This window comes from Sorangium sp. So ce1153, assembly GCF_051521595.1.
In the GTDB taxonomy this organism is placed as follows: Bacteria; Myxococcota_A; Polyangia; order Polyangiales; family Polyangiaceae; genus Sorangium.
The window spans coordinates 14,050,993-14,068,173 of the sequence record NZ_CP150361.1; the positions used below are offsets into that span (position 1 = coordinate 14,050,993).

Here is a 17,181-nt window from a genome sequence, read left to right on the forward strand (position 1 = left end):
TTGGGCGTGAGGTACTATGGAAGGAAGACGGTGATCACCCTGGTGGTCGCGTCCGGGCTGCCGGTGAGGTTGTTGACGCAGCTCGGGTAGTACATGCCGCGCTGGTTGAGCGGCAGGCAATGGCTGTCGCACGGCCCGACGACGTGAATCATCCCGCATTCCTCGACGTCCCCGTTCTCGTCGAGGTGCCCGGCGGCGCACGCTCGGCTCAGCGACCGCGCGTGGCTGGCGTCGTCATGGCAGGCGTGCAGGTAAGGAGACGAGTCAAAGAGATTGCCCCAGAAGGCGCCCTCCTGTCGCGTGTAGGTCGAGAGCTCGGGGGCGCTGGCCTTGTCGATGGCCTGGTGACTGCCCCGCGAGGAGATCGTCACGGAGATGCCGTACCAGTTCGTGCGCGACGCGAGGCACGCCGAGACCCACTGCTGGTCGGTCTGGCCGAGCGGCTTGTCGCTCCAGCTCGGGGCGAGCCCGATGAGCCCCGGGTAAAGCTCCTCGTGGACCGAGCCTGCCTGATCGGTCCACGAGAAGCGGAACGACTGCGCGGGCGTGAACGCACAGCTGACCACATAATTGAGTAGCTCGCGCGAGAGATCGCCCGCCTCGCCCGGATCCCGGAGCGCGCGCAGGGCCGCCGGGCTCAGCGAGCCGGGGTCGAGGGCGTTCGGGTTAAGGGCGTTCGGGTTGAGGGCGTTCGGGTTCAATGCATTCGGGTTGAGGGCGTTCGGGTTGAGCGCATTGGCGGCCTCGAGCTGGGTAAGAGCGGTGCCTGTAGAAGTCTCATCCTGTCCCTGGCTCACCGCGCAGGACGCCAGAAAGACGAGCGCGAGCGCTGCGATATCAGCGGTGCTGATCCGGTTCATGATCGTTCCCCCCTGTTGGCCCTTCGTGGGTGGAGCGAAGGGCGAGCGTGTCGAGGCGATGAATAGCCACGCTCGTCCGGGACTCAATGGGTGATCGATGTAAAATTCCATTTTATTTGAGTGCGAGTCTGCTCTGTCCACGACGTGGAGAGCGCGCGCTCAAGGCCGATGGACCGCGCCGGGCGCCGCCGCCGGCGCGCACATCGTGCGCACCGCGAGGGATCATTGATGATCGGATCCTCACCTTGTATGAAGGTTTGACAGCTCGAGGGTGACAGTCACCCGCGGCGCTGCGCCACGTTGTGCGACGTCACGCGCGAGCACGGGACAGGTGAGCAACGGCATGGGAAAAACGGATTACGAGCGCATCGCGGAGGTCTTCGACCGGCGCTATCAGGGGGGCGCGTACGCCGGGATCGAGCAGGTGGTCCTCGATGTGCTCGAGTCCTCACCAGGGCGGCGAGCGCTCGAGGTGGGGTGCGGGACGGGGCACTGGCTGGAGCTCCTGCACGAGCACGGGTTCGAGGTGACCGGGCTCGACGCGTCGCCCGCCATGCTCGAGCAGGCGCGCGCCCGGCTGCCGGCGGCGACGCTCCTCCACGGGACGGCGGAGCGGCTCCCTCTCCCGGACGCGCACGTCGACTGCGTGCTCTGCGTTAATGCGCTGCATCATTTCCCCGATCCGCCGGCGTTCATGGCCGAGGCGTTCCGGGTGCTCGACGCCGGGGGGCTCCTGCTCAACATCGGCCTCGATCCGCACCGGGGGCTCGATCGCTGGTTCGTCTATGACTACTTCGAGTCGACCCGGGGGCTCGATCTCGAGCGGTTCGCCTCCGCCGACACGCTGAAGCGCTGGCTCGAGCAGGCCGGGTTCCTCGTCGCGGGCACGAGGCTCGCCCTGCGCCTGGATCGGGGTCGCTCTGCGGCGGAGTTCCTCGCGGAGGGGGGCGATCCTCGGTGGACGAGCCAGCTCGCCGTGCTTTCCCCGGAGGATTTCGCGCGAGGGGTGGCTCGCATCCGGCAAGAAGAGGCGGAGGCGAGGGAGAAGGGCGAAGCGCTCTCGCTCACCGCCGAGCTGCACTTCTGGGCGACGATCGCCAGGAAGCCCTGAGTCAGGCGCACGCTGGGAGATCGCTGCCGTCGATCGCTGGCACCGATCGAGGGGCGCCGGCGAGCGCGCCCGCCGTCATCGCGCGCGGCGCAGGGCCGAGACGGCGAGGCTCACCTGGCGCCGGCCTCGCCTCCGCCGCCGTGCGCGCGTTCCGGCGGCGGCGTGGTCCGGAGGGCGTGCGGGCCTTGCTCCGCCGGCGGCCCGTGCGGGGGCGGCGTGGCTTGCTGCGCGTGCGGAGGCGGCGTGGCTTGCTGCGCGTGCGGGTCTTGCGCGCCGCCGTACGCGGCTTCCGCGACCGGCGGCGCGTGCGGGCCGTGGGTGCCTTGCGGGTTGGCGCACGCGCCGGTCAGGGCCACGGCCGAGAGGAGGGCGATGGACAGGCTCCCGCGCCGGCGCACGCGGCGAGGATATCGGCTCCAGGGCATGGCCGGGGAACGGCGCGCGGCCCGGGATCTTACACGCATGGAGGGAGCCTCCGGGCTGAGCGGCGCCGGCCAGGCCGGGCGGACCGGGGGCGCCGCGCGCGGGCCAGCGGCGCGCTCGTTGCGAGGCCGGCCGCGCAGCCATGTCCACACGGAAAGAGGATCTCCCGGGATACGACGTGATCATCATCGGCGGAGGGCCCGCCGGCCTGAGCGCGGCGCTCATCCTGGGGCGGTGCCGGAGGCGCGTCCTCGTCTGCGATTCAGGCCAGTACCGCAACGACGCGGCGCACGCGATGCACGGGTTCCTGTCGCGCGACGGGATCGCGCCGTCCGAGCTCAGGCGAATCGGGCGCGAGCAGCTGCAGCCCTATGGTGTCGAGATCCGGGAGGTGGCCGTCGCCGACGTCCGCCGCGAGGCGAAGCGCTTCGAGGTGACGCTCGAAGGCGACGAGCGCTTGCTCTGCCGCAAGCTGCTGCTCGCCACCGGCCTCGTCGACCGGCTGCCGGAGCTCCCGGGCCTCCCTGCGATGTACGGGAAGAGCGTGCACCATTGCCCCTATTGCGAGGGGTGGGAGTCGCGGGATCAGCCGATAGGCGTCTACGGACAGGGCTGTACCGGCGTCGCGCTGGCCCTGAACATGAAGACCTGGAGCGACGACATCGTCCTGTTCACGGACGGGCCGGCGTCCCTGCCCGGGGGCGAGGCGCAGCGGCTGGCGCGGCACGGCGTCGGCGTGCGCGAGGAGCGGATCGCCCGGCTCGAGGGCAGAGACGGGATGCTGGAGCGCCTGGTGCTCGAGGACGGCAGCTCCGTGGAGCGCCGCGCGCTCTTCGTGAAGACAAGGCTGGAGCAGCGGTCGGATCTCGCGAGGAAGCTCCGCTGCAAGGTCACGGAGGAGCGCGGCGTGGAGACGGCGGACAGGCACGAGGAGACGACCTGCGAGGGGGTCTTCGTCGCCGGGGACGCGTCGAGGGACGTGCTGCTCGCCGTCATGGCCGCCGCCGAGGGGGCGGACGCGGCGTTCGGGATCAACTGCGCGCTCCAGGAAGAGGATCTCTCCTAGAACATCGATCACATTGAAACCCGGAGAAATTTCACAGGGAGGCGGGGAGGAAGAAAAAAATGAATTTCTCCCTCTTGCCGTCTCTCGCTCCCCGCCTCCCCGCCTCCCTGTGAAATTTCTGCTTTTCTCGTGGTTTCAACCCGTTTGTCGCTCTAGCGAGGTCGGCAGCGCAGCGCCTGTGTCGTTTTGCCACCGGTGTGATCCGCTGGCCGCCACGCGGCGCGACTGGCTCCCTCGGCGCCGCTTGCTCGCCTGGCAAAGACAGCTCAGCACGCCCGGGCGTGGAGAAGAGATGAACCGGCAAGGGCGCCAAGAACGCCAGGAGAGAGATAAGAGGGATTCAGGAGATCATTTCTCTCTCATGTCTTGGCGCTCTTGGCGCCCTTGGCGGTTCAATCTCTTCTCTCGAACCCCCCGGGCCCGCGCCCGCGCCCAGGGTGCCCCGGCCCGTGCGGCGGCGGGCCGGGACGCTGCCTCCGCTCCGCCTCGAGCTCCTCGTAGCGGGCCTGCTGCTCGGGCGTGAGGACGCTCTTCACGCGGGCGTCGGTGCGATCGCGGAGCGCGTCGAGCGCGGGGCGGCACTCCGAGAGGAGCCGCTCCCGCTCGGCCTCGGCCTCGTCGAGGGTGGCCCTGAGCTCGCGTACCTGGTCGCTCGTGAGATCGAGGCGGCGGCGCATCGCCCCGAGCCGGAACTGGGCGCGCGCCTCGGTCGGAGGGCGCCGGAAGGTCGCCTCGAGGTCGCTCAGGGCCGTGCTGCGGCCGATGGCAGCGCCGGCGACGCCGCCGAAGAGGAAGACGGCGGCGAGCACGGCCAGGGGCTTCCAGCGCGCAGGGGCGGGCGGGGGCGCGGGCGGCAGGGTCATTCGCCCGCCTCGATGGTGTCCACGGAGGCCATGATCGCGCTGTCGACGTCGCGCTGCGTCTGCAGGAAGAAGAGCACGCTCGCGGCCGCCGCGAGGGCCGTGACGAGGATGGCAGCGCGACCCGACCGGACGATGCCGTCGGCCATCGCGGGGCGTGCGGACAGCGGAGCGGACGTCGCGGCGCGGAGGACGGCCTCGGTGAAGGCGGCGTCCGGCGCGAGGCCCTCGGTGGCGCGCGCGATGCGGGCGAGCGGGTCGCCGGCCGCCCCGGCGGCGCGGAGGACGGCCTCGGTGAAGCGGTGGTCGGCGTCGTCCACGCCCAGCCGATCGGTCGCGGCCGCGAGGCGCGCGAGATCCCGATCGAGGTCGGTCCGGTCGTCGTCGCGGTCAGGCATGCGGCGCCTCCTTCTCGGTCTGTCGCGCGCGGAGCGCGGCGCGGGCGCGCACCAAACGTTGCTCGACGGCGCCCTCGGAGCAACCGAGCGCCGCCGCGGCCTCCTTCGCGGGGAGCCCCTCGACGGCGACGAGGACGAGCGCCGCGCGCTCCTGGGGGGGAAGCGCGGCGAGCAGGGCGTCGAGCTCGCGCAGCGCGACGCGCGCCTCGGCGGAGACGAGGCCGTCGAACCGCGGCTCGGCCGGCGCCTCGCGCGGGGTGTCGCGGCGGCGCCGGAGGGCGTCGAGGCAGGCGTTCGTCACGATGCGGTACAGCCAGGTCTCCACCTTCGATCTCCCGTCGTAGCGCCCCTCGCGCAGGGCTCGGTAGGCATCGACGAACGCCTCCTGCAGGGCGTCCTCGGCCTCCGCGAGGTCGCCGACGAGGCGCGCGGCGAGGCGGTACATCGGCGCGCGCGTGTGCTCGACGATCTGCCGGAAGGCCGCGTCATCGCCCCCGGCGACGCGCGCTGCGACGAGCCTGAGGTCGACGATCACGATCCCTCGCGATTCTGCGCCCATCGCACCGCGCGCGCCACCGGGACGGGCGCTCAGCGGCGCTCGGGGCCGCGCTCACCGCCGCGGCCGGGCCCGCCGCGCTCACCGCCGCGGCCGGGGCCACGCTCGCCGTCGCGGTCGAACTTGCCCGCCGCCGGGCTCTTCCCGAGGCGGTCGGCGAGCGCATGGCGCTGCGCGTCGTCGAGGACCGGGACGATCGCGCCGAGCGCGTCGATCATGCGGTCGAGGTGCGCCCGCGGGCCATTCTTCGCGTCCGCGGCCGGCAGGAACGCGCTCGCGTCGAACTGGTCGCCGGCGAACGTCTCGAGCCGCGCGCGCATCTCGGCGCGCTTCGCTGCGTGATCCGCCTTCCACGCCTCCCGCTCGGCGTCGCTCGGGCGCATGCCCTCCAGCGCCTTGTCGATCTGCGCGCGCTGCTCGTCGCGCAGGTCGAGGCCGCGGAGGAGGTGGCCGAGCGGGCCGCCCTTCATGCCGGGGCCGTGCATGCCGGGGCCGCCGTGCATGCCGGGGCCGTGCATGCCGGGGCCGCCGTGCATGCCGGGGCCGTGCATGCCGGGGCCGCCGTGCATGCCGGGGCCGCCCTTCATGCCGGCGTGCTCGCCGCGCTCGCCGCCGTCGCCGTCCGGGCCGCCGCCGCGCGAACCGCGGTCGCCCTTCTCGCCTCGCGCGTCCATCTTCGCGGCGACCGCGTCGACGAGCTCGCGGCGCTGCTCCTTCGTGAGCGTCGCGTGGAGCTTGCTCAGCGCCCCGGCGACGCGCGCGCGGCGCTCCTCGGCCGCGCGGCCGGCGTCGGGCAGCTTCGCCTCGATCGCGGCCCGGTCGATCTTGCCCGCGCGCACGCCCGCGGCGAGCGCCACGAAGGCGGCGCCGCCGTCCTGCGGGCGCTCCTTCGCGCCGTCGTGCAGGCCCTCGAAGGCGCCCTGGATGGTCGCCTTCTGCGCGTCCGACAGGTCGAGCTCGTGGAGCGCCGCGCGCAGGAGGTGCTCGGGGCCGTGCGCGCCCCCGCGAGGACCGAAGCCCTTGCGGTGGCCGCCGGGCTCACCGGCGCGGCCGCCCCTCGACGGCCCCTGCGCGAGCGCCGCCTCGGCGGCCTCGTCGCTCGGGGACGTGTCGCCCTGGCCGGTCTCCGCGGTGCAACCGGCCGCGCCGACGAGCGCGCCGACGAGCGGCAAGATCCCACCAAGCCTCCACCAACGAGACTGCATCATGGACTCTTCTCCTGGGTCGCCCGCGTCGTGCCGAGCGGGTCGTTCATCCCTGTGACGCTGGCGGGCAGGGGCTCCCTACGAGGAGGAGGATCTTTTTCTGGAGGCGCGCCGCGCCGGCCTCCTGGCGGAATGCCGGGCAGGTTCTCTGGTCGCGAGCGCGCGAGCAAGCCGGCGTGGCCGTACGAGCCCGCGCCGCCGGTCCCTCACCGCACGCTGGTGATCTGGTACAGGCGCGTCCCCTGCGGCGTGGCGACCTCGGCCTCGTCGCCCTCCGACAGGCCCAGCAGGGACGCGCCGAGGGGGCTCGTCGTGGCGAGGGTCTGCAGCTCGACCCCCTGGAACTGCATCCGCTCGCCGCCGGCCGCCGGCAGCAGGAAGTACAGCGCGCGTCGCTTGCCGCTCTCCAGCTCCACCAGGGCCGAGCTCTCGATGCCGGCGCCCGGGCCGAAGTCGCGCACCGGGAGGGCGCCCAGCCTGGCGAGCGCCTGCTCGATCAGCAGCACGCGCTCGCTGTGACCCCGCGCCACGTACGACGCCTCGGTCGCGCGCATGTCCTTGTCGCCCTCCGCGCGGTTCTCCTCGTGGGTCACGGCGCTGGCGGCGTCGCGCGCCCGCTCGGTGGAGCGCTCGAGCTCGCGAGCGAGCTGATCCTTCAGGGCCGCGAGCAGCGCGCGCTTGTCGATGGCCGGGGTCATGGACTGACGCACCCTACCAGACAGGATCGCGGCGGTCACTCCGCCGTCAGGCAGGAGCCGTGCTCGAGGCGGCGTGGGGCTGGCGCGCTCCGCGGCGACCGTCTCCCCTGGACGACCGCTGTGGCTCCTCCCGCCGGGGCGGACCGCCGACCGCGCGCGTCCACGCCGAGCTCCCGCACCGGTCGCGCGCGGGCGGCTCCTCCCCGCGGCGCACGACCAGGCACCCGCCGGCGACGAGCCTCGTTACCTCGCCCTGCGTGACCTTCTCGACTCGACGGTTGCGCGCCGCCAGCGCGCGCCGCATGCCGACAACGAGGAGCGCCACGAGCGCCGTGGGCAACAGCCCTCGATCCGGCGTCTGCATGGCGGGGCGCAGGTATTTCGCACGTTGCGCCGCGACGCACCCGGGGCGCGACTCCCACCACCGACGACAGGCGCGCGCGGCGGCGCCAGGCCACGCAGCCGCCTGCGCCGCGCGCGCCAGGGCGCTCTCCTTTCGAATCTGCAATGGATGTCTGCTGTGCAGTGGGGAAACCGAGTCAGTTGTTGCAGTTGTGCAATCCAGGCGCTGAACCTGCGGACGCGCTTATCGTTCACGTGACTCGAATGTTTCAAACCAGTGAACTTCGAGCTGAGCGCTGAACCGAACCGAACGAAGCCGAACGAAGCCGAACGAACCGAACGAAACCGAACGAAGCCGAACGAAGCCGAGCTCCAGTACACACGAGGTCGCTTCAGGGTGGCGATCGCGCGACGTACTCAGGAATCGCTTTACCAACCTAGGGTCCGTGGTGTAGATTCCTGATCTGCTCCTGTGGTTGCTTCGCGATGTCACGTGTCGAACGGAGCGCATGATGTCGACGCGCAGCTCCGCCGCGAGGCGCCGCGCGCGCGAGCGAGCCCGGCGCGCGCGGAGGACATGACCCCAGGCCTACCGCCGAGCACCACAGCAGAGCTCGATCCACCGCACGCACACACAAGAGGAGTCTCGTGAGCCTGTATGCCCCGGAGAGGCTGCGCGTGCTCGTCGTCGATGATGAGCAGAGGATGCTGGACAGCATCGCCGCCATCCTCTCCGACGACGTCGACGTCACCACCTGCAGATCCGCCCACCGGGCGCTCGAGATGCTGCATACAGGCCAGTTCCACGTGGTCTGCTCCGACTACAAGATGCCGGGGATGAACGGTGAAGAGCTCCTGAAGCGGGTCACCGAGCTGCCGGTCTACACGAGCTGCCTGCTGATCACCGGAGCCGAGGAGTACATCCGCTCCAGCGAGGGCGGCCGTCACTACGTCATCCTGAAGCCGTTCGAGCCCGCCCGGATCACCCGGATCGTCCTGGAGCTCGCGCGGCTCGCCCAGACGCGGCGGTCGGTGGGCGCCGCCGCGAGCCCCCCCGCGGGGCGCGAGAGCGTCGCGCCCGGCTCGGGGCGGCGCGCGCCGTCGTACCGGCCGCCGGAGATGCGGGATCCGCCGGAGTCCTCGCGCCGCGAGAAGGTGAGCTCGTACCCGCCCCCGTCGTCCCGCACGGTGAGCCACGTGAGCGTGACGCGGCTCGGCGACATCGCGCTCCCGGGCCGGTACAACAAGTGACGACCAGGCGAGGAGGGGAGCGCGCCGAGGAGGGTGATCGCCCGCGATGATGAGCCGGGATCCGCTCGGCGCCGCGGAGCAGGCCGCGACGGCCGAGGAGATCGTGGCGACGCTGCGCCACGACCTGCGCAACTGCTTCGGCACGATCCGCAACGCGGCGTACTTCATCAGGCGCAAGGTCGCCCGGGAGCAGGTCTGCCGGGACGACCCGCGGGTGGAGCAGTTCATCCACGTGATCGACGAGGAGGTGCTCGCGGCGAGCGCGCTCGTCGACGACGTGATCGGCTCGCGGGCGCGCCCCCGGCGCCAGACGGTCAGCGCGAGCGCCCTCGAGTGCGTCCGCACGGCGGCCGCGTGCGCGCGCATCGCGGAGTCCGGGAGCCGCGTCGACGTCGACGCGGCGGACGGCGTCGTCGAGCTCGATCCGGCCGAGCTGGCGCTGGCGGTGCGGTGCCTCGTGGAGAACGCGGCGGAGTCGATGGAAGGCGGCGGCGTCGTGGCGCTGCGCGGGCGCGTGGTCGGCGCGCGCTACCGCGTCGAGGTCGAGGACACCGGGGCGGGCGTGCCCGAGGCGGAGCGGGAGGCGATCACGCGCCCGTTCTACACGACGAAGCCCGGCCACCTCGGCCTCGGGCTCAACATCGCCGAGCGCGTGGCGCGCCGCTATTTCGGCGCGCTCACCATCGAGCGCGGCGCGCCCCGCGGCACGCGGACCTGCATCGAGCTGCCCCTCGCGGGCGAGGCGCCCGGCGCGGGCGCCGCGGAGCCGCCGCCGTGACGCGGCCCCGCGAGCCAGACGCGGTGGAGGCGCCGCGATGAGCATCCGGGCCGGGCTCGCGCTGATCTTCGCCGTGGCCGCGGCGGTGGTCGCGCTCGCCGCCGCGGCGCTCCACGTCACGTCCACCCGGATGGCGCTGCTCCAGCGGCGCTCCGAGCTGTCCTACGAGGACCTCACCCGGCACGTCACGCTCGCCAACCACGCGAGCCGCTACATGCGCGAGGCCGCGGAGATCTCCCTCGGCGGCGGCGACACCGAGGAGCTGCGCCACCTGACCGAGCTCGTCGCGCGGGACCTGGCCGCGGTGGAGGCGCTGAAGCGGGCGTGGCTGGAGGACGAGGTCCTCCGGGAGGGCGCGCCCGAGGCGCAGGCGGAGGACGAGCGCCTGCGCCGGATGCGCGTGAGCTTCGCGAGGATCGCCGGCGACATGGGCGAGGTGACCCGCATGGCGAGCGCCGGCGATCGCAAGGCCAACCGGCGCTTCGTGGAGGCGCCCGAGGCGGAGTACGAGCGCGAGTTCGTGCCCCACATCGACGCGGCCATCGCCGAGGCGCGGCGCGACGTCGCGCGGAGCACCGAGGAGGCCGGCCGCGCGGGCGCGCAGGTCCAGCGCGCGGGCGTCGCCCTGACGGCGGCGGCGCTGGCGATCCTCGTCGTGCTCCTCGGCGGCCTGCTGCGCACCATGGCGCGGGGGTTCAGCGCGCTGACCGAGTGCGCGCGGCGCATCGCCGGCGGCGACCTGGCCTACGCGGTGCCCGACCTCGGAGCGCACGAGTTCGGGCGCATGGGCGCGGCGCTCCGGCACATGGCCGAGAGCCTGCGCGAAGCCCAGGAGTCGAGGCTGCGCGTCGAGCGGCTCGCCGCGATCGGGCAGCTCGCCGCGAGCATCGGCCACGAGCTCCGCAACCCGCTCGGCGCCGTCAGGAACGCCTCGTACTACCTCAGGAAACGCCTTGCCGGGACCGAGCTCGGCGCCGAGCCGCGCGTCGCCCAGTTCCTCGCGCTGATGGAGAAGGAGCTGCTCTCGTGCACCAGGATCATCAGCGATCTCCTGGACTTCGCGCGCGAGCGCAGGCTCTGCCGGTCGGCCTGCCCGCTCGGGCCGCTGGTCGACGACGCCCTCTCGGTGGTGCAGGCGCCCGCGCACGTGCGCCTCTCGAACGAGGTGCCGCCCGGCCTGCCGGTGCCGAGCCTCGACAAGGACCAGTTCCGCCAGGTGCTCGTGAACCTGATCCAGAACGCGGCCGAGGCGATCCCGGCCGGCCGCGAGGGCCGCGTGGGCGTGGGCGCGCGCGCGTGCGACGGGGAGGTGATCCTCTCGGTGGCCGACAACGGGGCCGGGATCGACAGGGAGCACCTCGCGAAGATCTTCGAGCCGCTCTTCAGCACGAAGCTGAAGGGGACGGGGCTCGGGCTCGCGATCACCGCCGGCATCGTCCGGCTGCACGGCGGCAGCATCGCGGTGGAGAGCGAGCCCGGCGCGGGGACGACCTTCACGATCCGGCTGCCGCGCGCGGCGGCGCCGGTGGCGCGGGCCGAGCGATCTACGCGAGAGGCGACGTGAGAGGCGACGTGGGAGGCAGCGTGAGAGGGGGAACGACGATGCAGGCGACCAGGCGGGTGCTCGTGGTGGACGACGAGGAGGGGATGCGCGCCACGCTCGCCGCGAACCTCGAGCTCGAAGGGTACGAGGTCGTCGAGGCGCGGGACGGCGCGCACGCCCTCGCCCTCGCGCGGCAGCAGCGCTTCGAGCTCGTCCTCAGCGACGTGAAGATGCCCGGCCTCAACGGCGTCGAGACCTTCCGGGAGCTCAAGCGCATCCAGCCAGGGCTCACGGTGGTGCTGATGACCGCCTTCGCGATCGAGAAGCTCATCGAGGAGGGGATCGGCGAGGGCGTCTACGCGGTCATCTACAAGCCGTTCTCGATGGAACACCTCGTGCGGATCGTCGCGCGGGCGCTGGAGTCGCGCCCCGTCCTCGTGGTGGACGACCTCCCCGACGTCGCCGAGACGATCGTGGCCGGGCTGCGGGCGGCGGGGCTGCGCGCCGAGGCGGCGTACGACGGGTACACGGCCATCCAGCGCGCCCGGGACGAGACGGTGGACGTGTGCGTGCTCGACCTCGTGATGCCGGCGCTCGACGGCGTGAAGACGTACGAGCAGCTCCGGCGGTTGAGCAAGCAGATCCGCGTCATCGCGATGACCGGCCACGCGCCCCCCGAGATGATCCACGCCTTCACGAGCCGGGGCGGCTACGCCTGCCTGCACAAGCCGTTCGACGTGCGCGAGCTGATGCACGCGATCGCGCGCGCCCGGAGCGATCCCGGGTCGTGCTGAAGGCCGCGGGACACCGCCCTCTCGTGCTGCTCGTGGACGACGACGAGGCGTCGCGGCTCGTGCTCGCCGCGCTCCTCGAGGACGAGGGGTTCGAGGTCGACGTGGCCGGCTCGTTCGCCGAGGCGGGCCGGAAGCTCGCGGCCGCGGGCGCGCGGTACGACCTCGCGCTGCTCGACCAGAACCTCGGCGACGGCCGTGGCGCCGCGCTGCTCGGGCCGCTGCGGGCGCGCCTGCCGGGCGCGAAGGCGGCGCTGCTCAGCGGGAGCGGCGACGAGGACCTCGGCGGCGCGCCCCCGCCCGACGCGGCGATCTCGAAGGGGCTCGGCTTCCCGGAGCTGCTCGCTCAGCTCCGGCGGCTGCTCGGCTGAGGCGGCGCGCGCCGCTGGCCTTCGCTGGCCTGGCTCACGGCGCGGCGCTGCCGACGCCGAGCAGGGCCTTGCCCAGGATCTCGCGGATCACGGGGCCGGACAGGGCCATCAGCGGCCCGCTCATGGCGTCGCGCAGGTGGCGCTCGATGGGTCGGCTGCGCATGTACCCGGCGCCGCCGGCGATCTCCAGGGCCGAGGTGGCGATGGCGACGGCGGCCTCGTTGGCCACCGCCTTGGCCTGCAGCTGGAGCAGGCCGTAGCTCGGATCGCCGGTGTCGGCCGCCGCGGCGGTGCGCATGGCGAGGGCGCGCGCGGCCTCGAGGCGCAGGCTCATGTCGGCCACGGCGAACTGCACCCACTGCAGCTCGGCGATGGGCCGGTCGCCCGGCGGCAGCACGCGCTCGCGGGCGTAGGCCACGGCCGCGGCCATGGCGGCCTCGGCGATGCCGATGGAGAGCCAGCCGGCGGCGATGGGGATGGGGTTGGGCGCCAGGGGGTCGACGGCGAGCCGCCGCGCGTCGGGCAGGAGCGTGTCCTGGAAGCGCACGATCTGGCTGCGCGTGGCGCGCATGCCGAGGGTGTCCCAGATCGGCTCGATGGCGATGGAGTCGTCCCTGTCGATGAGGAAGAACGTGGGCTGACCGTCGCAGACCGCGGCGGTGAAGAAGCAGTCGGCGTGCTCGCACCCGCTCACGAAGCGCTTCTCGCCGGTCAGGCGAAAGCCGCCCTCGGCCCTGCGGGCCACCTGGCGCGGCGCGAGGAACATGTTGCCGCTCGTGGGCTCGGAGAGCGCGTTGGCGACCCAGGCGCCGCGGCGGAGCGCCTGCTCGAAGCGGGATCGCTCGTCCGCGTCGACCAAGGCGCGGAAGAGGGACATGGCGCCCTGGTGCATGAGCCACGCCGTGGCGAACGACGCGTCGCCCCGGGCCAGGATGGCGACGGTGCGGCCGAACGTGAGCCACGAGCACGGCGCGCCCTCGCCGTCACCGCCGGCGGCTCCGCCGATCACCGCGGTGTTGATCGGCGAGCGGACCGTGGCCGCGAGCCCCTCGACGGGAAAGGTGCCGTCGCGGTCGTGCCGGGCCGCGTGCTCGGCGAGGATCGCCGAGATCCGCTCGGCCTCGGCGAGGAGCGCGTCGGCCTGATTCGGGTCCTTCTCTGGGCTCATGGGTGCGCTCCTCGGGTAGCTCGGGGGACGCGGGGCTAGCGCCCGCCGTGCGGGTCCTGGACGTCGCGCGGGTCGAGCGTGGACGCGGGCGACCCGCTGTCCACGCAATCGCAGACCTGGCAGCCGTTCTTGTCGGTCGAGCAGCGCGAGTCCTTTCCGAGGCACAGCGGGCGGTACTCGCTCGGACAGCTGCCCTTCCTGGGGCCCGAGGCGCCCGGCGCGGACGAGGCGGAGGACGCGGAGGACGTCGTCGGGCAGGGTGAGAACCCGTGGTTGCAGGCGTGGCCGCACCCGAGGGCGCCGCCGGCGGCGAGCGCGGCGAGCGCGGCGAGCAGCACGAGCAGCATGTCGGAGCGGACGGCGCGCGCCGTCACGCAGCGCTGCGCGGGGGCTGGCTTGACGCGGGCCTCGCCCGGCGCGGCGGCGCCGCGCGGGCGAGCGGCGACAGCGGCCCCGGCGGCGTCGACGTGCCGTTCCCGCTCCCGCCGGGGCGCCGGGCCCGGCGTGAGGTCTTCCAGCGCGCCTGTCTGTGCGTGAGTGATTCTAAGCATGATGTGCCCGCTCCATCGAAGCGCGGAGCCCCCGCGAGCCCGCAACATATCATGCTATGGAGGTCCGGCCTCGCTGGCAAGCAGGCGTATCTTTCCGCTGCGGGCGCCGCCGGAGGCGGGTGAGCTAGCCGGTGTGGGTGAACCTGGGGCCGCGGGCAGGGCGCCCGGATCCCGGGGTTCATGCGAGGGCGGGCTGATAAAACGGATGTCCGGGCACGTTGAGGTTCAGGAAGGTGATCTTCTCCTTCAACCAGTGATCCCGCCGAGCGGCGTCGCCGCGACCCTCGAAGTAGCGCGCGAGCAGGTCGTAGCTCGACAGGGAGCCCAGGTCATCGCTGTGGAACACCTTCCGGAACAGGTCCTCTGCGGCGCTCTGGCGTCCGCTGCTCATCAGCGCGTCGGCGTCGCGGCAGAGCTCCGCGAAGCGCTCCTCCGAGAGCCTGGGCTTGTCCCGCACCGCGTCGGGCTGGAGGAGCTCCCGGGCGATGAGCTCTTCCAGGGTCCCGTTCATGTAGCAGTCGAGGATCAGGTGAATACGCTCCTCAGAACCGCGATTGCAGGCGCCATGGCGCGTCTCATGAGGGGACAGCTTCCAGAGAAAGCCGCTCTTCATGTGGACCGAGCGCGACGGCAGGACGATGAGCGCGTCCGGGTTGGTCTTCAGCGGAACGTGGAGCCGGAGCCTGGGAACGCGGCTCAGGTTGTTCGCCCCGTAGTCGGTGTGCTCCCACAGGAACGCGTTCGGGTCGAGTCGGAGCAGCCTGACCCACATCAGCTTGAGGCCTGATCCCTCGATGAAGTCGCGGACCCGAGGCAGCCGCGGGACGACCTCGGTCGGGATGGGCGCGCAGTCCGCGAGATCGTTCTCCCGCGAGTCTCCGCTCGCGTTGTAGAGCGCGGCGGTCTTCCACCCGCCGGACTGATACCGCGAGTAGTTCTCGGTCCATGGGACGTCGGCGCGCGCGACGTCCTCGAGCATGCCGTCGACGACATCGCGGGGGATCGCTCTGAGCTGGGACGTGTACTTCAGCATGAGGCCTCCATTCGGCGGACCGGCAGGGAGACAGGCAAGCGAGTCACCCCATCAACGCTGCTGCCCGGCCGCCACGCGCGGCGCCGGGCTTGATCCCGGTCGAGCCCCCTGGTACTACTACGGTAACTTGATTGCAAATGAAATGGAGTCTACAGAGAGCGGTGCCGGCGATTCCCCGCCCTCGTCCACCCTGGCCGAGGCCGCGCGGGAGCTCGTGGAGGCGGGTCGGTTCCTGAGCCTGCGCAGCTTCGTGCCGGCCACGAGCGGCAACTTCTCGCGCCGGCTCGACGCGCGCACGGTGGCTGTCACGCGCTCCGGCGTGGACAAGGGCGAGCTGACCGAGGCCGATATCCTGGTGGCGGATATCCATGCGCCGCCGCCGCCGGGCTCCTCGGCGGAGACGCCGCTGCACCTCCATCTTTACCGCGAGCGCTCCGGGGTGGCGGCCGTGCTGCACACCCACTCCGTCGTCAGCGCGCTCCTGTCCTCGCTGCGCGAGGCCGAGGGGGCGATCGCGCTGCGCGGCTTCGAGCTGCTCAAGGCGCTGGGTGACACGCGCACCCACGAGGCGACCGTCGTGATCCCCGTCTTTCCCAACGACCAGGACGTCCCGCGGCTCGCCGAGCGCGTGTCCGCGGAGCTGGCCCGCCGCCCGGAGGCGGTGGGCTACCTCATCGCGGGTCACGGGCTGTATGCCTGGGGTCGGTCCGTGCGCGAGGCGCGCCGCCACACGGTGGCGCTGGAACACCTGCTCACCTGCGAGCTCGAGAGGATGAGGATCTGTCGATGAGTCACCTGACCATCTATCCTGAGGACCAGCCGGATCGGGCGTCCGGCGTGTACACCGATCTGGACGACATCCGCCGCGAGCTCGGCGCCGTCGGCGTCCGCTTCGAGCGCGTCGACGCCTCCATCCCGCTGCCGGACGGCGCCGGCCAGGAGGAGGTGCTCGCCGCCTACCGCCACGTTGTCGAGGCCGAGCGAGCGGCGCACGGCTACGAGATCGTGGACGTGGTGCGCATGAGGCCGGATACGCCGAACGCGGAGCAGGCGCGGAAGAAGTTCCTGGCCGAGCACACGCACACCGAGGACGAGTCCCGCATCATGGTGGAGGGCAGCGGCTGCTTTTACCTGCACGCCGGGCGACACGTGCTCCAGATCGTGTGCACGCGCGGCGATCTCATCAGCGTGCCCGCCGAGATGCGGCACTGGTTCGACATGGGACCTCGGCCCCTGTTTGCGGCCGTCCGGTTCTTCGAGCGCCCGGACGGCTGGGTGGGTAACTTCACGGGGAGCGACATCGCGGATCTGTTCCCCAGGTACGCGCCGTGAGCGCGGTGCGCGCGGTCGTCACCGACGTAGAGGGGACGACGAGCTCCATCGCCTTCGTGAAGGGCGTCCTCTTCCCCTTCGCCCGGCGGCGCCTCCCGGCCTTCGTGGCGTCGCGCCGGGGCGACCCGGAGGTGCGCCGGCTCCTCGACGAGGCGCGGGCGCTCGCCGGCGAGGCGGCGCTGAGCGACGACGGCACCGTACCGCTGCTGCTGCGATGGATCGACGAGGACCGTAAGGCCACGCCGCTCAAGGCGCTGCAGGGGCTCCTCTGGGCCGAGGGGTACGCGCGCGGCGAGCTCACAGGCCACGTCCACGCGGACGCCGTGACGGCCCTGCGGGCATGGCACGCGCGCGGGCTGCGCCTGTACGTCTACTCGTCTGGCTCGGTCGCCGCGCAGAAGTTGCTGTTTGGCCACACCGCCCACGGCGACCTGACACCGCTGTTCTCCGGCTACTTCGACACCTCGACCGGCCCGAAGGTGGAGCCTGGGTCGTACGGTCTCATCGCCCGGTCGCTCGACCTGTCGCCTGCGGACATCGTCTTCCTGTCGGACAGCGTGGCCGAGCTCTGCGCGGCCCGCGAGGCCGGGCTGCGCACCGCGTGCCTGGATCGGGGCGAGGTGCCCATCGCCCCTGGGCACGGCCATCCCGTGTTCACCAGCTTCGAAGGGCTCGATCCGTCCGAGCTCCCGGGCCGGTAGGCGGTGGATGGCCCCATCGTGTGAGTCGAGCAGAGCACGGCACGAGCGGCCTGAATTCACTGCTTTCCTCTGTGTCCTCTGTGCCTCTGTGGTTCCAAATTCTTCCTCTCACGGACCTTCGATCCGCGTGACAATCCCAGGAG

20 protein-coding genes are annotated in these 17,181 nt (G+C 72.4%); 10 read left to right on the forward strand and 10 right to left on the reverse strand.

The window, feature by feature from the left end:
- Positions 1-14: 14 nt before the first annotated feature.
- Positions 15-860 (reverse strand): hypothetical protein, encoded by an 846-nt coding sequence (locus WME85_RS51125; protein WP_437832862.1) that lies wholly within the window; start codon positions 858-860, stop codon positions 15-17.
- Between the two features lie 331 nt (positions 861-1,191).
- Between WME85_RS51125 and WME85_RS51130 the strand changes: the two genes are divergently transcribed.
- Positions 1,192-1,971, forward strand: a complete 780-nt coding sequence (locus WME85_RS51130; RefSeq protein ID WP_437832864.1) for a class I SAM-dependent methyltransferase — start codon at positions 1,192-1,194, stop codon at positions 1,969-1,971.
- Positions 1,972-2,081: 110 nt separating this feature from the next.
- Here WME85_RS51130 and WME85_RS51135 read toward each other — a convergent pair whose 3' ends face one another.
- A complete protein-coding gene (locus WME85_RS51135) occupies positions 2,082-2,396 on the reverse strand; it encodes a hypothetical protein (RefSeq protein ID WP_437832865.1) in 315 nt (104 codons plus the stop codon).
- 140 nt (positions 2,397-2,536) lie between these two features.
- On the opposite strand from WME85_RS51135, the gene WME85_RS51140 reads away from it, so the two are divergent.
- The gene (locus WME85_RS51140; protein ID WP_437832867.1) at positions 2,537-3,460 is read left to right on the forward strand and encodes an NAD(P)/FAD-dependent oxidoreductase; all 924 of its coding nucleotides are present in this window, start codon (positions 2,537-2,539) and stop codon (positions 3,458-3,460) included.
- Positions 3,461-3,852: 392 nt separating this feature from the next.
- On the opposite strand, the gene WME85_RS51145 is transcribed toward WME85_RS51140, so the two are convergent.
- The 5 genes from WME85_RS51145 to WME85_RS51165 all read right to left on the reverse strand — a co-directional run bounded on the left by WME85_RS51145 (position 3,853) and on the right by WME85_RS51165 (position 7,177).
- On the reverse strand, positions 3,853-4,323 hold the full coding sequence (locus WME85_RS51145; protein WP_437306348.1) for a hypothetical protein: 471 nt from the start codon (positions 4,321-4,323) through the stop codon (positions 3,853-3,855).
- Positions 4,320-4,718 carry a hypothetical protein gene (locus WME85_RS51150; protein WP_437832869.1) on the reverse strand — a complete coding sequence of 133 codons (399 nt, stop codon included), beginning with the start codon at positions 4,716-4,718 and terminating at the stop codon, positions 4,320-4,322. Before WME85_RS51150 ends, WME85_RS51145 begins: the two co-directional genes overlap by 4 nt.
- The gene (locus tag WME85_RS51155; RefSeq protein ID WP_437306350.1) at positions 4,711-5,253 is read right to left on the reverse strand and encodes an RNA polymerase sigma factor; all 543 of its coding nucleotides are present in this window, start codon (positions 5,251-5,253) and stop codon (positions 4,711-4,713) included. The genes WME85_RS51150 and WME85_RS51155 overlap by 8 nt, the downstream gene beginning before the upstream one ends.
- A 53-nt stretch (positions 5,254-5,306) precedes the next feature.
- Positions 5,307-6,482, reverse strand: a complete 1,176-nt coding sequence (locus WME85_RS51160; RefSeq protein ID WP_437832870.1) for a Spy/CpxP family protein refolding chaperone — start codon at positions 6,480-6,482, stop codon at positions 5,307-5,309.
- Positions 6,483-6,685: 203 nt separating this feature from the next.
- Complete coding sequence (locus WME85_RS51165) at positions 6,686-7,177, reverse strand: GreA/GreB family elongation factor (RefSeq protein ID WP_437832872.1); 492 nt, start codon at positions 7,175-7,177, stop codon at positions 6,686-6,688.
- A gap of 990 nt (positions 7,178-8,167) precedes the next feature.
- On the opposite strand from WME85_RS51165, the gene WME85_RS51170 reads away from it, so the two are divergent.
- Genes WME85_RS51170 through WME85_RS51190 form a run of 5 tightly spaced genes read left to right on the forward strand, consistent with a single transcriptional unit; the run spans position 8,168 to position 12,253 of the window.
- Complete coding sequence (locus WME85_RS51170) at positions 8,168-8,770, forward strand: response regulator (protein WP_437832873.1); 603 nt, start codon at positions 8,168-8,170, stop codon at positions 8,768-8,770.
- A 46-nt stretch (positions 8,771-8,816) separates the two neighbouring features.
- Complete coding sequence (locus tag WME85_RS51175; protein ID WP_437832874.1) at positions 8,817-9,548, forward strand: sensor histidine kinase; 732 nt, start codon at positions 8,817-8,819, stop codon at positions 9,546-9,548.
- Positions 9,549-9,585: 37 nt separating this feature from the next.
- Positions 9,586-11,112 carry a sensor histidine kinase gene (locus WME85_RS51180; protein WP_437832875.1) on the forward strand — a complete coding sequence of 509 codons (1,527 nt, stop codon included), beginning with the start codon at positions 9,586-9,588 and terminating at the stop codon, positions 11,110-11,112.
- Between the two features lie 38 nt (positions 11,113-11,150).
- Positions 11,151-11,885 (forward strand): response regulator, encoded by a 735-nt coding sequence (locus WME85_RS51185; RefSeq protein ID WP_437832876.1) that lies wholly within the window; start codon positions 11,151-11,153, stop codon positions 11,883-11,885.
- Complete coding sequence (locus WME85_RS51190) at positions 11,879-12,253, forward strand: response regulator (RefSeq protein ID WP_437832878.1); 375 nt, start codon at positions 11,879-11,881, stop codon at positions 12,251-12,253. Before WME85_RS51185 ends, WME85_RS51190 begins: the two co-directional genes overlap by 7 nt.
- 34 nt (positions 12,254-12,287) lie before the next feature.
- Here the strand turns inward: WME85_RS51190 and WME85_RS51195 are convergent, their stop codons facing one another.
- From WME85_RS51195 to WME85_RS51205, 3 genes are all read right to left on the reverse strand, one after another.
- Positions 12,288-13,421, reverse strand: coding sequence for an acyl-CoA dehydrogenase family protein (locus WME85_RS51195; RefSeq protein ID WP_437832880.1), 1,134 nt, complete (start codon positions 13,419-13,421; stop codon positions 12,288-12,290).
- Positions 13,422-13,456: 35 nt separating this feature from the next.
- Complete coding sequence (locus tag WME85_RS51200; protein ID WP_437832882.1) at positions 13,457-13,972, reverse strand: hypothetical protein; 516 nt, start codon at positions 13,970-13,972, stop codon at positions 13,457-13,459.
- A 178-nt stretch (positions 13,973-14,150) separates the two neighbouring features.
- Positions 14,151-15,005 carry an aspartyl/asparaginyl beta-hydroxylase domain-containing protein gene (locus tag WME85_RS51205; RefSeq protein ID WP_437832883.1) on the reverse strand — a complete coding sequence of 285 codons (855 nt, stop codon included), beginning with the start codon at positions 15,003-15,005 and terminating at the stop codon, positions 14,151-14,153.
- A 142-nt stretch (positions 15,006-15,147) separates the two neighbouring features.
- Here WME85_RS51205 and WME85_RS51210 point away from each other — a divergent pair, with 142 nt between their 5' ends.
- From WME85_RS51210 to mtnC, 3 genes are read left to right on the forward strand one after another with little or no spacing between them, the layout of a single operon-like run.
- On the forward strand, positions 15,148-15,795 hold the full coding sequence (locus tag WME85_RS51210) for a methylthioribulose 1-phosphate dehydratase (RefSeq protein ID WP_437832885.1): 648 nt from the start codon (positions 15,148-15,150) through the stop codon (positions 15,793-15,795).
- Positions 15,792-16,337 carry a 1,2-dihydroxy-3-keto-5-methylthiopentene dioxygenase gene (locus WME85_RS51215; RefSeq protein ID WP_437832887.1) on the forward strand — a complete coding sequence of 182 codons (546 nt, stop codon included), beginning with the start codon at positions 15,792-15,794 and terminating at the stop codon, positions 16,335-16,337. The genes WME85_RS51210 and WME85_RS51215 overlap by 4 nt, the downstream gene beginning before the upstream one ends.
- Positions 16,334-17,038 carry an acireductone synthase gene (gene mtnC / locus WME85_RS51220; RefSeq protein WP_437832889.1) on the forward strand — a complete coding sequence of 235 codons (705 nt, stop codon included), beginning with the start codon at positions 16,334-16,336 and terminating at the stop codon, positions 17,036-17,038. Before WME85_RS51215 ends, mtnC begins: the two co-directional genes overlap by 4 nt.
- Positions 17,039-17,181: the final 143 nt, after the last annotated feature.

Bases quoted from the DNA above. Each gene is read 5' to 3' on its own strand.
- WME85_RS51150 (WP_437832869.1), bottom strand. From the start codon at position 4,718: ATGCCTGACCGCGACGACGACCGGACCGACCTCGATCGGGATCTCGCG.
- WME85_RS51165 (WP_437832872.1), bottom strand. From the start codon at position 7,177: ATGACCCCGGCCATCGACAAGCGCGCGCTGCTCGCGGCCCTGAAGGAT.
- WME85_RS51140 (WP_437832867.1), top strand. From the start codon at position 2,537: ATGTCCACACGGAAAGAGGATCTCCCGGGATACGACGTGATCATCATC.
- WME85_RS51180 (WP_437832875.1), top strand. From the start codon at position 9,586: ATGAGCATCCGGGCCGGGCTCGCGCTGATCTTCGCCGTGGCCGCGGCG.
- WME85_RS51195 (WP_437832880.1), bottom strand. From the start codon at position 13,421: ATGAGCCCAGAGAAGGACCCGAATCAGGCCGACGCGCTCCTCGCCGAG.
- WME85_RS51175 (WP_437832874.1), top strand. From the start codon at position 8,817: ATGATGAGCCGGGATCCGCTCGGCGCCGCGGAGCAGGCCGCGACGGCC.
- WME85_RS51125 (WP_437832862.1), bottom strand. From the start codon at position 860: ATGAACCGGATCAGCACCGCTGATATCGCAGCGCTCGCGCTCGTCTTT.
- WME85_RS51215 (WP_437832887.1), top strand. From the start codon at position 15,792: ATGAGTCACCTGACCATCTATCCTGAGGACCAGCCGGATCGGGCGTCC.
- WME85_RS51160 (WP_437832870.1), bottom strand. From the start codon at position 6,482: ATGATGCAGTCTCGTTGGTGGAGGCTTGGTGGGATCTTGCCGCTCGTC.
- WME85_RS51185 (WP_437832876.1), top strand. From the start codon at position 11,151: ATGCAGGCGACCAGGCGGGTGCTCGTGGTGGACGACGAGGAGGGGATG.
- WME85_RS51135 (WP_437832865.1), bottom strand. From the start codon at position 2,396: ATGCCCTGGAGCCGATATCCTCGCCGCGTGCGCCGGCGCGGGAGCCTG.
- WME85_RS51205 (WP_437832883.1), bottom strand. From the start codon at position 15,005: ATGCTGAAGTACACGTCCCAGCTCAGAGCGATCCCCCGCGATGTCGTC.
- WME85_RS51210 (WP_437832885.1), top strand. From the start codon at position 15,148: ATGGAGTCTACAGAGAGCGGTGCCGGCGATTCCCCGCCCTCGTCCACC.
- WME85_RS51145 (WP_437306348.1), bottom strand. From the start codon at position 4,323: ATGACCCTGCCGCCCGCGCCCCCGCCCGCCCCTGCGCGCTGGAAGCCC.
- WME85_RS51200 (WP_437832882.1), bottom strand. From the start codon at position 13,972: ATGCTTAGAATCACTCACGCACAGACAGGCGCGCTGGAAGACCTCACG.